The organism is Stenotrophomonas sp. a6, assembly GCF_030913325.1.
In the GTDB taxonomy this organism is placed as follows: domain Bacteria; phylum Pseudomonadota; class Gammaproteobacteria; order Xanthomonadales; family Xanthomonadaceae; genus Stenotrophomonas; species Stenotrophomonas maltophilia.
This window is the reverse complement of sequence record NZ_CP133161.1, coordinates 2,336,265-2,349,648: the sequence shown is the minus strand read 5'-3', so window position 1 is coordinate 2,349,648 and position 13,384 is coordinate 2,336,265. Positions and strand designations below refer to the sequence as shown.

Sequence of the window (13,384 nt, the reverse complement as noted above, 5' to 3'; positions counted from 1 at the left end):
CCCTCTCTCTCATCAGGTGGTGCATCGGTTTGGTGGTTGTCACGGGCGGTCCTGCACGACCAGGCCCAGTACGTTGGCCGTATCGTTGCCGTTGCCCGCGATCTGATTGAGTTGCAGGACCCCGTCGAATCCCCGCAGCGCGGTGCTGGCTACACCGGCGCTGCGGGTGCCCGTCGCGACGCCGCGACCGGTGTCGTCCCGCCCCCCTGCCAACGCGGAACCCTCGGCGGCCAAGGCCGTATCGTCGGTTTCGCGTATGCCCTGTCGGGCCAGCGTCGCGCTGACGACGTTGAGCGTCGTGTTGGCGATGCCGCTGGCCTGGTTGATGGATGCGATGCCACTGGCACCGGCCAGTGCATCACCGCCAATGTATGCAGTGGCCTGCAGCGGCCCGGACAGCACGCGGTTGCCCTGCTGCAGTTGCCGCGCATTGATCGCCACGTCGGCGCGATCGCCCTTGGCGATACCCCGCAGGTTGGCCTGCACGTTGAGGTCCCCGGCGGCCTGGTTCACGGCGATGGCGCCATTGGCCCCGGCCAGTGCGTGGCCGTCGATGCGGGCCACGTCGAGATAGGCGAGCATGCCGCTGTAGTCATCGGCCCGGGTTGCCCACGGCGCGGCAGCGAGCAGCAGAAGCAATCCGTGCAGGGCTTTCATTTTCCACCTGCCGGGGCCGTGCCCTGCAGCGGGAACTGGGCCAGTGCGCCGCGCACGGTATCGGCGATACCGCGGGTGCTGCTGCCGACCGCACCGAGCGGCCCACTCATGGCGCCCCCCAGGCTGCTGCCGACCATGCCGTCGCCACTGCGGCCCAGCGTGCCGCCCAAGGCCTGCTGGGTGACCCGTTCAACGGTGGTTCCGCCCGGCGCCGCGATGGACGCGGCCTGGCCGGCGCCCATGCCGGCATAGTCCTCATCGCTCAACTCGTCCATGCCGGTCGTCGTGTCGCCGACACCCAATGCGGCGGCGATCTCGCGCTGCGGCTTCGGGTCGGCGATCAGCGCCATGCCCGGTGGTGCCATGCGATAGGCCGGCCGCGCGGAGACGTCCCGCAACAGGACGATTTCGCCCGGTTGTGCCTTCACGCCCTGGCGGGCGCCCGACGCGGACGCGACGGCGCCAACCGACAGCAGAGCTATTGCCAGCGCTGCGGCCAAGCCGCGAATCAGGGTGGTGCCGTCCATGCCGATCTCCCGCGATGGGTGCGGCGGAACCACGCATCAACCGTGCCAACTCCGAAGCGCCCACGCGCCAACAGGGTGACCGTGCCGCACCTGACCGGGTTGCTGCCATGCTGTTACAGGCACGTCGCGGAATTGTTGGGATTTCGAAGCGCCAGGCACCGCAGGGCAAAGGCTGCGGGCGACTGTCGCATCGGTGTTACAGGTGGCGTCGCCGTCTGCTACGGTGCCGCTTCAGCCAGGAATTTCTTGACGCACTGCCCATTGCGCCGCCGTTTAGGGAAGCGCTAGGATCCGCCCAACAAAGGCCACCCCGGTGGCCGTAGAGGTCCCGGCGGAGGGCGGCACGCCGGTGATTGCCTGACAGTCCGCCGACGGTGTCCGGATGCTGGGGGAAGCATGGCAGCGGTCCCGGAGGCTTCTACGTCACGTTGCGTGCTCTGGTTTGGCGAGCCGCTGGCAAACGAGCGCAGTGCGCTGGCGGCAGCGGGCTGGTATGTGCGCAGCATCCATCCCGATCCCGCCATGGCGATTGGCCTGCGCGGGCGCGATCGTTTGCTCGCCGTGCTCGATCTGCGCCATCTCGATGCGGTCGCGCTGCAGCTGCTTGCGCCGTGGATCGAGCAGCACCAGCATCTACCCTGGCTGGCGGTACTGCCACCGGGTGCCGGACCCACATCACCGGCTTGGCTGCCGTTGCTGCAGCGATGCTGCGCGCGCTTCACGCTGCCGTTCGGCCTGCAGGACCTGGTCTGCGCAATGCGCCAGCAGTTCGACGCGGATGATCCGCCTGTCGACGCAACCTGCGGTGGGCACGGACCGCACGCGCTGATTGGCGAAAGCGCCGCGTTGCATGCGGTGCGCACGGTGCTGCACAAGTTTGCGCCGGTGGAGCTGCCGGTGCTGGTCACAGGTGAAACCGGTACCGGCAAGGAACTGGCCGCACACGCGCTGCATGCGCTGTCGGGGCGTGCCGGCAAGCCTTTCATTGCAGTGAACTGCGGTGCGATTCCGGCCAACCTGGTGCAGTCGGAGCTGTTCGGCCACGAACGTGGCTCGTTCACCGGTGCCGACAAGCGGCAGATCGGCGTGTTCGAATCGGCCCACGGCGGAACGGTGTTTCTTGATGAGGTGGGCGATCTCCCGGCAGAGGCACAGACCAGTCTGCTGCGTGTGTTGCAGGAGGGAACCTTCGAGCGCGTGGGCAGCAGCCAGCCGCTGCGCGCAGACGTGCGTGTGCTTGCCGCGACCCACGTCGAACTGGAACACGCGGTGGCGCAGGGGCGGTTCCGCAGCGATCTCTACTACCGTCTGAATGTGTTGCGCCTGCTGATGCCGCCGCTGCGCGAGCGCGGTGCCGACGTGCAGCTGCTGGCCGAGCACTTCCTGCGCTGCTTCCGGTTGCGCCACGGCGTGCGTGCACGCGGCTTTGCACCGGCCGCAGTACAGGCCATGCGGCGCTTCGACTGGCCCGGCAACGTACGCGAACTGCTGAACCGTGTGCAGCGTGCAGCGATCATGGCCGAAGGCGAGCTGATCAGTGAGCGTGACCTGGAGCTGGGCGCATCGGCGGCGGTCCTGCCGGCGGCGATGCTGCACGATGCACGGGGGCAGGCCGAGCGCGATGTGCTGCTGCAGACCCTGCGCCAGACCGGCTACAACGTCTCCGAGTGTGCGCGGCAGATGCAGATATCGCGCGTGACGGTGTATCGCCTGTGCCGCAAGCACCGGCTGGAGCTGCCTGCGCAGCGCTGATCAGCCGGCCGCGAGGTGCTTGAACAGGCGCAACGGCTTGCCCGCGACGCGCTCGATCACGCCCTTGGCTTCCAGGTCCAGCTGCACGGCCTTCAACCACCAGCCGGCGGTGGCACCTGCCGGGAACAGGGTGGCGGGCAGATGTGGCAGCAGTGCCTGTTTTGCCTGCGCAACGGTCAGGCCGGGCGGTTGCGCAGGCAGGGCCCGCAGCAAGGCGTGGCGCATGGCGAGATACTTGGCCCGATCCACGCGCTGGATGTGCCCGGGCGTGGTGATGCTCTCGATCTCGATCCGCTCGGGCTCAGACATGGGTATCTCCCGCGACTTCGATGCGCGGGCTGCGGAAGCCCATGGCGATCCACGCCTTCATCAGGCGGGCGTAGAACCGCAGCGAGCGGGTCTTCAGGTTCGGCACATCGTCTGCAAGGACAGACGGGTCAGGAAGATCACGGACCATCGTCCGCATCTCCACGGCGGGTCTTGCCGACGCCGGCCACAACAGGCCATACAGGCTCAGCCAATGGCCACCGCTGAACTCCAGGAACAGCGGTGTATTGCAGCAGCCCGCCACGACGCGGCGGCTGCCGCCCCTGCTGGACAACCGCAACGCGCGCAGCATGGCATGTCCGGCATCGATGCTGACGCGATCCTTGCGGTGCATTACGAAGAGCGTCTGGCCGTGCGGGCCCAGGACGTCCGGTGCTCGGGGCATCGACTGCAGCATGGCGCCGGCCTTGCGGCAGCTGTCGCAGCAGCATTCGACGGTGGCGATGGGTTGGCCCGCGGCGGTCAGGCGCACCTGGCCGCAGGCGCAGGCAAGGGACTGGTGTGAGGCCATCTGCGTTTTCTCCTGGGGTTTCATCCTCTCGACGAACCGGGGCGCCGAAAATCGACAACATCTGCCTTCAAGGGCGCATCATCCGAAAGCGGATGCGGTACAGGTCCAACCCTGCACCGTCCGCGCGCCGCGCCGAATAGGTCAAGGTGTCGGGTTGCGAGCCATCCAGCATCGCGCCGTAGCTGTCGCCGGAGGCCTCGTTCAATGGCGAGGGCAATGCATGGCCTGCGTCATAACGGCCTCCACGCTCGTAGGCAAAGAACTGGCGCACCGGTGCACTGCCGAAGTCCAGGGCGCGGGCAAGCACCACCGTTCGGCCGTCGCCCAGGAACGTGGCATCGAACTCCTGCGCGGCGGTATTGATGCCACCAGCCAGCGGCCGCGCCGGCCGCGCCACGCCGCCGATCATCGTGGCGCTGTAGAGGTCATGGCCGCCGGCACCGCCCGCACGATCGCTGGAGAACAACAGCGTACGACCGTCCGGCGAGAGCATCGGCGCGAACTCATCGGCCGTGCTGTTCACCGCGGGGCCAAGATTGACTGGCTCCCCGAATCGACCGTCGCTCCCCATGCTGACCCGATACAGATCGTCGCCGCCCTGGCCGCCTGCTCGATCCGAACAGAAATACACCACACGGCCATCGGCGGAAAAGGCGGGATCGAAGTCACGTCCCGGCGTGTTGAACGAGACCGGCGTCGCCGGCCGCCAGCGCTGCCCATGGTGGCGGGAGACCCAGATGTCATACCCGCCCGAACCGCCGGGCCGGTTGCGGCTGAACCACAGTGCGGTTTTTCCGTCCGGGCTCAAGGTCAGTCGAATCTCGTCGTACTGCGTGGATGCAACGCCCGGGGCAAAGCGTTCGGCGGGGCCGACGATCCGCAGCACCCGTGATGGAGACGCGGGAGGCGACGCAGCAACCAGTAGCATCACGGCCAGCAGCGCCTTCATGCCTGTCGCTCGAAGTCGCTGACCCAGTTTGTTTCCCAGCTGCGCCCGCCATCGGTCGATGCCGCCTGTTCCCAACGCGCCGAGCGCGGGGTAATGCGTGACCAGATCACCCGTGTCCGGATTGTTCGACCGTCGTGCTGGTCTTCGCCGAAGAAGCGGCCGACACCGGCCTGGAAACCACCACGCAGTGGCGCGCCGATCCGGGTTGGCTCCCGGCCATCCAGCCACCAGCTCAGCCAGTGCCGCTCCGCCGCATTCCAAGCGCGGATGCCCATGCCTCGCAGCGGCGCTCCAGGCATGTCCATCAGGTTGTCACCCACGTTGCCGAATCCTCCCAGGACCGGCCAGTTGTGCAGGGTGCCGTTGAACGCGTCCCATGCATCGCTGCCTGCCAGCCGAGCGCGCAGGCGACGATGGCGCACGTTCCAATGGCCCACCAGGAAATCAAAATCGCCCGGTGCATCCGGCAGCTTCGGAAGCGGAGAGGGGACCGCAGCAGTGCGGCGGAACCAGTTGCGCCAGTTCACTTCCCAGTGCGCACCGGCATCGTCGGAGAACGCCTGTTCCCACCACGGCTCCTCGCCGTGAATGTCATGCCAACGGAACCAGACCTCGATGGGGCGCCCGTCGATCCGGTCGGTGCCGCGGAAGCTGCCGGCATCGCCCTTGAAAGCGCCGCGCACGGGGGCTTCGATATGGGCAGGGTTGCGGCCATCGATCCACCAGATCGACCACGTGGAAGACACCGGATCGAATGCACGCACGCCCAGGCCCCTGTAGGGGCCCGAAGGCAGCGCCATGACGTTGTCATCGATGGTGCCGAGTCCGCCCAGGGTGAGCCAGACCGCGCTGGAACCGGTGAAGGACTCCCAGCGGGTATCCCTGACCAGGCGCTCCTTCAGGCGTCGGTGCCGGACCTGCCAGTTGCCCTGCAACCATTTCCAGTCTTCGCTGTGGCTGGGCAGGGCCCACCCGGGGGGCAGCGCCGTAGATGCCGCCGCGGTGGCCAGGGTGGCCAGGAACTGCCGTCGATCCATGTGCGTGATCCCCTGTCGAAGGTGCCTCCATCGTTGCGCGTACCAGGGGGATTGACCACGCAGATATCGGGGCTCAGGCTAAGTCACACTTATGGTCACCCAACGCCAGCTGCCATCGCTTGCCGCCATCCGTGCCTTCGAGGCGGCGGCGCGGCTGGGCAGCTTCGCGCGCGCCGCCGAAGAGCTTGACACCAGTGCGGCATCGGTGAGCTACCACGTGCGGCGGCTGGAGGCCCAGACCGGTACCTGCCTGTTCCTGCGCCACGCACAGCATGTGGAACTGACGGTGGCAGGTGCCAGTGTCGCGCAGGAGGCCACCCGGGCCTTCGACGCGCTTCGTGCCAGTTTCATGCGCGCTGCGGACATCGATGCCTCGCGACTGCGCCTGTCTGTATTGCCAACACTGGGGACCAGCTGGTTGACGCCGCGCCTGGGCAGCTTCCGCGCCCGCCACCAGCAGTTCGTGCTGGAGCTGGATCTGTCAGCACAGCCGCAGGATCTGGCCGCCGGTCACTTCGATGCCGCCATCCGCAATGGCCAGGGCGAATGGCCGGGTCTTCAGGCAACTCCCTTGTTTCCCAGCGTGTTCACACCGTTGTGTGCGCCGGCGCTGCTGCACAAGGCGCGTGGGCTGGGCAGCAGCGCGCTTGAGATTCCCCTGCTCGGGCGGCCGGACTGGTGGGCCCTGTGGTTTGCCGCGCACGGGCACATTCCACCGCCGCCACCGGAGAGTTTCGTCGCGCCCTTTGCCGTCGAACATCTGGATGTCGGCGCCGCGATCGCCGGGCAAGGCATCGCCATTGGTTCGCCGATCCTGTTCCAGGCCGAGCTGGACAGCGGGCGGCTGGTGCAGGCGCATCCGGGCGTCGCCAGCGACGGTCGCAGCTTCTGGTTCGTGGCACCCACGGCGCGAAATGGCAGTGCCAAGGTCATTGCATTGCGTGACTGGCTGCTCGAGCAGGCCGCTGAGGCGCGGCACGCGGCACGCCACTACCTGGCCCAGGCGGTGGTGCCATGAATCAGAGCCCCGAACTGCTGCGGCGCCTGCTGCGTGCCAAGGACCGGATGGACCGCGCCAGCCATGAGGAATGGCCGGTCGCGCGCCTGGCCGAGGTCAGTGCGGTGTCGCCGGCGCACTTCGCCCGCTCGTTCAAGCAGGCCTTCGGGCTACCACCGCACCGCTATCTCCTCAGCCGGCGCATCGAACGGGCCGTGGCGATGTTGCGTGACACCGAGATGCCGGTCACCGAAATCGCCGCGCAGACCGGGTGGAGCAGCCTGGGTACCTTCGGCCGCATCTTCCGTGACATCACCGGTGACAGCCCGGGCAATGTGCGTGAGCGTGAGCGTGCAACCCGGGCGGCGTCGGCCAGCGTGCCGGAATGCCATGCACGCGCCGCACAGCGCCCGGACCTGAAGATCGCAGTTTTGGAGAAGCGCCGCCGCGAGGCGGTTGCTAACGTGGACCCCACCTGAGGGAGGTCCCATGACGAACACTGTGAACACGGTCGGCCTGTATGTGCGCGACCAGGATGAGGCGCTGGCGTTCTACGTCGGCAAGCTCGGCTTCGAAGTGCATACCGACGTACGCAATGGCAGTTACCGATGGCTGACGGTACGCAGTCCGGGCCAGGATGGTTTCCAGCTGGGCCTGTTCGTGCCAGGCCCGCCCACCCACGACGCCGCTACCGCGCTTGCGCTGCAGCAGCTGGTGGCCAAGGGCGCTATGCCGCCGCTGGTGCTGGCCGTGGATGACTGCCAGGCGCGCTACACGCAATGGCTGGCACAGGGCGTGGAATTCACCCAGGAGCCGATCGAGCGCTATGGCGCCGTCGACGCCGGATTCCGTGACCCATCAGGCAATGGTTGGAAGATGATCGAAGCCCGTTCCGAAGCGAGGCGCCGGCAATGAGCCGCGGTGGCTGGGCACGGCCCGTGCATCGTTGGACCTCGATCGTGTTCACCCTGGCGGTGATTGCCAACTTCGCCGTTCGCGGGCTGGGGCAGGGCGAACCTGCAGCGTGGATCACCTATTCGCCGCTGCCGCCGCTGTTCCTGCAACTGTTCACCGGCCTGTACCTGTTCGCGCTGCACTACGCCGGAAAGCGCCGCAGCGCCGCACTGGGCACTGCGGGCTGAGCAGGGTCAGGCGACGGCGTCCACCGCGTAGGCGGCAAGCAGGCCCGGCAGCTGGTCCATGCGCTGGAAAATCACCTTTGCACCCGCAGCACGCAGGGCTTCGGGTGTACTGTGGTGCGGGCCACCCTCACTGAAGCCGAACACGGTGGCGCCTGCGGCAACGCCCGCAGTGGCGCCGGTGACGGTGTCCTCGATCACTGCACAGCGCGTCGGGTCGACGCCCAGCGCTGCAGCTGCAGCCAGGTACACGTCCGGGTGCGGCTTGGTGCGCGGCATGTCCTGGCCACTGAACACATTGGCACCGAAGGCATCAAGGATGCCGACCTTGCCCAGCTGCAGCTTCACCTTGTGCAGGTCGGCACCGGAAGCGCAGGCGATCCGCCCGCCGGTGGCCGCAGCGATCGCACGCACGGCATCGGGCGCCCCCTGGATCGCTTCAAGGTCACGTTCCAGTGCCCGGTTGCGCTGCTGGCGGAATTCTCCAAGCCATTCCTCGGTGAACGGCTTGCCGGTGCGCTCTGCAATCAGACCGGCCAGATGGGCCACGGACTGGCCGAGGAAGACTTCACCCGCCTGCGCCGGGGTCAGCGCCCAGCCGCGTGCGGTCAGCATTTCCGAGAGAACGCGGGCGACCAGCGGCTCGGAATCGACGAGTACGCCGTCGCAGTCGAACAGCACGGCATCAAACGGGAAACGGGACATCTACAGCTCCAGGGGGCAATGCAGTGGTGCAATTGCCCGCCATTTTCCCACAGCCATCCCTGTGTGGCACCCGGACTGGGTGCCACCCATTCCCGGCCGGCCGGTCAGCCCAGGTCACAACCCGCCGGCTGCGGCCAGGTGCTGGCCGGCAGCATGTTCTTCAACGAGGCCGGTGCGTTGATCGCCACGTAGCTCGCACCCAGCAGCTCCTCCAGATCGGCGATGGTCACCAGATAGCTGTCGAGGCTGCCCAGATTGGCTTCGTTGGGAATGATCCAGCTGATCGCCTTGGCGGTGCCGGTGTTCGGGTCACGGGTGATGATGGTCTTCCAGAAGAACTCCGGCGTCGGGATGCCGTGGCTGGAAAGGAAGTAGTCGTTGGAGGCGTCGCCGTAGACCACGCCACCATAGACATCCACCGGCGCGATGTCGCGGTAGCACTCGGCCACGTTCTCGGCCTTCACCCAGATGCCCTGGTTGAAGCTGGACACCTGCGGAACGATGTTGGTCATGTAGTTGGCGCGGCGGATGTAGGTCGCGTTGTAGTCCATGTGGTTGGACGTCACCAGATGGCCGCGGTCATAGCCGGACGTGATGCTGGCGTAGGAGGCGGTGCTGGTCTGGCCGAGGCAGCCTGCCGGCAGGTCCGGATCCTTGTAGAAGCTGGACGGGCGCGCGGCCGAACCGGTGTCTGCGGTCAGGGTGTATTCGTAGCGGGTGGCGCTGTGGATGCTGCAGTCGTAGGTGAGCACGAAGCCGCCCTTGTTGAGGGTGACGACCTGGGCCTGGGCAGCGCCGGCGAAGGCACTGAGGACGAACGCGAAGAAGAAGGTTGCAAGGCGCATTGCGGTTCTCCAGCAGAAGTTCAGGGCGCAGCCGTCCGCCACGACCAGGCCGGGGCGAAGTCATGGGAGGGCGTTGCGGGGACGGGTGCTACGGATTGCGGTGGGACCTGACCGCACGGTGGGGCCATGCAGGCCCTGCGGTGTCGCAAGCGTCACAAGCTGTCGCCTTTCGGTCAACGACGAAAAGGCGAAGCTGTGACAGCGCGCAAGCACTGGAGAGGTGTCAGATCATGCGCCGCGTGGGTGACATGCGCGCGTGCTAGGGCGTCGTAGCGCAGGGGGTGTACGACTCGATATCCTGCGCAGCAGGACCGGAAACCGCAGGATCGAGCAAGGCGAATGATCCACAGTGAACTGCTTGCAGGGGGCGCTGCTGCTGCCCTGATCGGGGTTGCAATCGTGGCTGCGCTGCGTCGACAGAGACGCCCGCCACATCGCAGCTTCAAGTGTGGGCGCTGCGGCAACGCTGCCCTCCATGACGAACGTACCAGTGGCGCCTGGCGCGCCGGGAAGCAGCGCTTCTACTGCAGGGCGTGTCATGCCACCTGGCTGCGATCGCATCCGCAGGCGTCCGCGCCGCACCGCGGGGCGTCTGGATGCCTGGGCGTCGTTGCCGCACTTGCATTGATGCCACTTGCGGGCATGGTGGCGTGGGTGATTCACCGCGCCTGAATGTGATCCTGCATCGATCCAGCCGGCCGCCGGCTTCGAAAGCGCCATGCTGCGTCGCAAGGTGCCACCCACCATTCGCACTGGTACGGTCCGATCCGTTGCACCACCACCGACGGGGAGAGACCACGATGCGCAAGGTAGTGCTGCTGTTGATCCTGCTGACCGGGCTGGCGCCCACCGCCTGGGCGGCCACGTTCAAGACCACCCATCGCACCATTCCCAGCTGGGATGGAACGCCTCTCGGGGCCTTCGTCATCGAACCGCAGGACGCGGGCAGCGGACGGTATCCGCTGCTGGTGATGCCCAGCAGCTGGGCCGTGCCCAGCGTGGAGTACGTGGGCGTGGCGCAGTCGTTGGCCCGGCGCGGCTATGTGGTCATCAGCTACAGCTCGCGTGGCTTCTGGGAGTCCGGCGGCAGCATCGACATCGCCGGGCCGGCCACGGTCGAGGACGTCAGTGCACTGATTGACTGGGCGCTGGACAACACCCGCGCCGACCCGTCACGAATCGGCGTATCGGGCATCTCCTATGGGGCCGGCACCAGCCTGCTGGCGGCCGCACGCGATCCGCGCATCAAGGCAGTGGCTGCACTGAGTGGATGGGCCGACCTGCAGGCCTCGCTGTACAGCAACGACACCCCCAGCGCACAGGGCATCGCGCTGTTGGTTGCCGCAGGCCTGGCCATCGGTCGCCCGGGACCGGAGCTGTCCACCATCAATCGCAATGTGCTGGTCGGCAACTACCAGGGCGCGGTGGACTCGCTGTTGCCGGTGGCGGCGCAGCGCAGCCCCGGGGCCAGCATCGACGAGATCAACGCCAACCAGCCTGCGGTGTTCCTGGCCAACGCCTTCAACGACAGCCTGTTCCCGCCGGGCCAGCTGGTCGATTTCTTCAACCGCCTGAAGGGCCCCAAGCAGCTGCAGTTGCGCCATGGCGATCACGCGCTCAACGAAGCCTTTGGCGCACTGGGTGTTCCCAACGAGGTCTACGATTCGGTGGGCGACTGGTTCGACCATTACCTGAAGGGGGTGGCCAATGGCATCGACCGGCAGCCTGCGGTGCAGCTGAAGTCACAGAAGGGCAGCTGGAGCACGTATGCGAACTGGCAGGCGACCAGCAAGGGTGCGGTCAGCTACGGCCTGACCGCACCCTCTGGCCTGCTGCTGCCGACCGGTGGCCTGGTCGAGAATGGCAGCAATACTGGCTGGAACTATCGCATCGGCAGCGGGCTGCTGACCGCAGCCAATTCCGGCGTGGCGATGGCCTCCGGCGCGCTGCAGATGATCAATCTGCCGCCGGGTGCCTACGTGCCGTTTGTTGGCCGCAGTGCTGCCGGCGTCTGGCAGGGGCCGATCCAGTGGAGCGCCAAACGGCTGGACGGTACGCCGGAAGTGCGGATGACGGTTACGCCAAGCCGCGCCGACACCACGTTGTATGCGTATCTCTATGCCGAGGACGTGCTGGGCAATGGCCAGCTGATCAGCCACAAGCCCTATACGCTGCGGGGTGCCACGCCGGGGCAGGCGAAGACCATCGACCTGCGGCTGGAGGCCAGCAGCTGGGACGTGCCGGCCGGCAGTCGCCTGACCCTGGTGATGGACACCGTGGACCTGCGCTACGCAGGCATCAGCCAGTTGGGTGGCACGGTGACCTTCAGTTCACCGGCGAACGCGCCGTCGATGCTGAAGCTGCCGCTGCATTGATGGAAGGCCGCGCCCGTTGCGGCGGGCGCGGTACGCCAGGCTGGAAAACTGCGAGACTGGCGTTTGTTCCGGCAAAGGGATGAATCCATGGTCATTGCAGGGCTGCTGCTCGGTGCGGTGCTTGCGGCGCCCGCCGCGCAAGGCGCGCCGAGCGGATGGCCGGACACGCTGTTGAAGGATCTGGACGCTGCCGACGCCGCCATGCGCGGCAGCCATCCGGGCGCCGTGGATCTGCGGAATCCGGGTTTCGTTCCGCAGCTGGAGGCCGCCTCGGCGCTTGCCCGCTCGCGCGCGGCCAATGTCGACAGCTTCGCAGGCTACTGGTGGGCGATGAAGGGTTACGCAGCCTCCTTCAATGACGGCCACGTCAGCCTCAACGCGCTTGCCGACGCTCCCGATCTTCCAACGCAGTGGCCGGGGTTCCTGAGCGGTTTCGACGGTGATGCGCAGGTGGTCATGACCGTGGACGGTGGTCCGGGCCATCCGCCGCTGGGGGCTCGATTGCTGTCCTGTGACGGCATCGATGCGCAGACACTGGCTGCGCGCCGGGTGGGTGACTTCAGCGGGCGCTGGAACCTGCAGGCCAGCCGCATCCAGGGTGGTGGTGAAGTGCTGCTGGAGCAGGGCAATCCGTTCGTGCCAATGTTGCGCAGCTGCGTTTTTCGGGTGGATGGACGCGAGAAGCCCTACGCGCTGCAGTGGCAGCCACTGCAGGCGGCACAGCGCAAGGCGCGCCTGGCCGACACCCGGCGCAGCTTCCGACCGGCCAATGGCTGGCACACGATGCCCAATGGCGGCTACTGGATCACCACAAGCAGCTTCAATGCCGACCCTACGGAGCAGAACTTCAAGGAACTGACCGCGCTGCTCGAGCAGCTTGCTCCAAAAGCCGAAGCACTGCAGCAGGCACGGTCGGTCGTGCTGGATGTGCGTGGCAACAGTGGCGGTGCTTCGCAGTGGAGCATCGAACTGGCGCGATTGATCTGGGGCCGTGCCGCCGTGGACGCGCTGTCCGATCCCAGCTGGGTGGAGTGGCGGACCTCCGAGGCCAACATCGCCCAATTGCGCGGCTTCCTGCAGAAGCTGGTGCAGGCGCCCGACGCGTCGCCAGAGCTGCGTCGCATGCTGGAATCGGTGACGGCGGGCATGGCACAGGCGCGCGACCGGGGTGAGGCAGTGTGGCGCGAGCCATCCGAGGCCAGGGCGGATACAGCTGCAACCGCAGGCCCGGCCGCTCCGCTGCGCAGGGGCAGGGTGGTGATCGTGGCCGATGCCTCCTGCGGCTCGGCCTGCCTCGATGCACTGGATCTGTGGAAACGGCTGGGCGCGGTGCAGGTGGGCGTCGAGACTTCGGCCGACAGCCTCTACATGGATGTCAGGCCGGAGCGGCTGCCAAGCGGGCTGGCCAGGATTTCGGTGCCGATGAAGGTTTTCCGGGGGCGGGTGCGTGGTTCGAATGAACCGCATGTGCCGGATCGTCGCTATGACGGCGACATGCGGGACACACGCGCACTGGAAGCGTGGCTGCTGGCGCTGTGAGGACGCACCTGCCCATGACGCGGG

The 13,384-nt window shown here is 67.2% G+C and carries 15 protein-coding genes; 7 read left to right on the top strand and 8 right to left on the bottom strand.

Annotation, left to right across the window (positions count from 1 at the left end):
- Window positions 1-39: 39 nt before the first annotated feature.
- Window positions 40-657, bottom strand: coding sequence for a hypothetical protein (locus Q9Q79_RS10920; RefSeq protein WP_099531364.1), 618 nt, complete (start codon window positions 655-657; stop codon window positions 40-42).
- Complete coding sequence (locus tag Q9Q79_RS10915; RefSeq protein ID WP_099531362.1) at window positions 654-1,184, bottom strand: hypothetical protein; 531 nt, start codon at window positions 1,182-1,184, stop codon at window positions 654-656. Before Q9Q79_RS10915 ends, Q9Q79_RS10920 begins: the two co-directional genes overlap by 4 nt.
- 396 nt (window positions 1,185-1,580) lie before the next feature.
- Here Q9Q79_RS10915 and Q9Q79_RS10910 point away from each other — a divergent pair, with 396 nt between their 5' ends.
- Window positions 1,581-2,936 carry a sigma-54 dependent transcriptional regulator gene (locus Q9Q79_RS10910; protein WP_060380358.1) on the top strand — a complete coding sequence of 452 codons (1,356 nt, stop codon included), beginning with the start codon at window positions 1,581-1,583 and terminating at the stop codon, window positions 2,934-2,936.
- Here the strand turns inward: Q9Q79_RS10910 and Q9Q79_RS10905 are convergent, their stop codons facing one another.
- From Q9Q79_RS10905 to Q9Q79_RS10890, 4 genes are all read right to left on the bottom strand, one after another.
- Entirely contained in the window at window positions 2,937-3,245 is a 309-nt protein-coding gene (locus tag Q9Q79_RS10905) for a hypothetical protein (protein WP_005413537.1), read from the bottom strand.
- Window positions 3,238-3,774, bottom strand: a complete 537-nt coding sequence (locus tag Q9Q79_RS10900) for a hypothetical protein (RefSeq protein ID WP_201862020.1) — start codon at window positions 3,772-3,774, stop codon at window positions 3,238-3,240. Before Q9Q79_RS10900 ends, Q9Q79_RS10905 begins: the two co-directional genes overlap by 8 nt.
- Window positions 3,775-3,841: 67 nt before the next feature.
- Window positions 3,842-4,723: a PD40 domain-containing protein gene (locus Q9Q79_RS10895; protein ID WP_201862021.1), complete on the bottom strand. Its 882-nt coding sequence runs from the start codon at window positions 4,721-4,723 to the stop codon at window positions 3,842-3,844.
- Window positions 4,720-5,760: a hypothetical protein gene (locus tag Q9Q79_RS10890; protein WP_060380357.1), complete on the bottom strand. Its 1,041-nt coding sequence runs from the start codon at window positions 5,758-5,760 to the stop codon at window positions 4,720-4,722. The genes Q9Q79_RS10895 and Q9Q79_RS10890 overlap by 4 nt, the downstream gene beginning before the upstream one ends.
- Window positions 5,761-5,851: 91 nt before the next feature.
- On the opposite strand from Q9Q79_RS10890, the gene Q9Q79_RS10885 reads away from it, so the two are divergent.
- The 4 genes from Q9Q79_RS10885 to Q9Q79_RS10870 are packed head-to-tail and all read left to right on the top strand — an operon-like array spanning window position 5,852 to window position 7,899.
- Window positions 5,852-6,778, top strand: coding sequence for a LysR substrate-binding domain-containing protein (locus Q9Q79_RS10885; protein WP_060380356.1), 927 nt, complete (start codon window positions 5,852-5,854; stop codon window positions 6,776-6,778).
- Complete coding sequence (locus Q9Q79_RS10880; RefSeq protein WP_060380355.1) at window positions 6,775-7,236, top strand: helix-turn-helix transcriptional regulator; 462 nt, start codon at window positions 6,775-6,777, stop codon at window positions 7,234-7,236. Before Q9Q79_RS10885 ends, Q9Q79_RS10880 begins: the two co-directional genes overlap by 4 nt.
- Window positions 7,237-7,246: 10 nt before the next feature.
- Window positions 7,247-7,672: a VOC family protein gene (locus Q9Q79_RS10875; RefSeq protein ID WP_005409768.1), complete on the top strand. Its 426-nt coding sequence runs from the start codon at window positions 7,247-7,249 to the stop codon at window positions 7,670-7,672.
- Window positions 7,669-7,899 (top strand): hypothetical protein, encoded by a 231-nt coding sequence (locus Q9Q79_RS10870; protein WP_033834252.1) that lies wholly within the window; start codon window positions 7,669-7,671, stop codon window positions 7,897-7,899. Before Q9Q79_RS10875 ends, Q9Q79_RS10870 begins: the two co-directional genes overlap by 4 nt.
- Before the next feature lie 6 nt (window positions 7,900-7,905).
- Here Q9Q79_RS10870 and Q9Q79_RS10865 read toward each other — a convergent pair whose 3' ends face one another.
- Together Q9Q79_RS10865 and Q9Q79_RS10860 are read right to left on the bottom strand one after the other, a co-directional pair.
- Window positions 7,906-8,601, bottom strand: coding sequence for an HAD family phosphatase (locus Q9Q79_RS10865; RefSeq protein ID WP_043033401.1), 696 nt, complete (start codon window positions 8,599-8,601; stop codon window positions 7,906-7,908).
- 104 nt (window positions 8,602-8,705) lie between these two features.
- The gene (locus Q9Q79_RS10860) at window positions 8,706-9,446 is read right to left on the bottom strand and encodes a DNA/RNA non-specific endonuclease (protein WP_043033403.1); all 741 of its coding nucleotides are present in this window, start codon (window positions 9,444-9,446) and stop codon (window positions 8,706-8,708) included.
- 800 nt (window positions 9,447-10,246) lie between these two features.
- Between Q9Q79_RS10860 and Q9Q79_RS10855 the strand changes: the two genes are divergently transcribed.
- Entirely contained in the window at window positions 10,247-11,821 is a 1,575-nt protein-coding gene (locus Q9Q79_RS10855) for an alpha/beta fold hydrolase (protein ID WP_076740033.1), read from the top strand.
- Between the two features lie 87 nt (window positions 11,822-11,908).
- Entirely contained in the window at window positions 11,909-13,360 is a 1,452-nt protein-coding gene (locus Q9Q79_RS10850) for a S41 family peptidase (RefSeq protein WP_076740032.1), read from the top strand.
- Window positions 13,361-13,384: the final 24 nt, after the last annotated feature.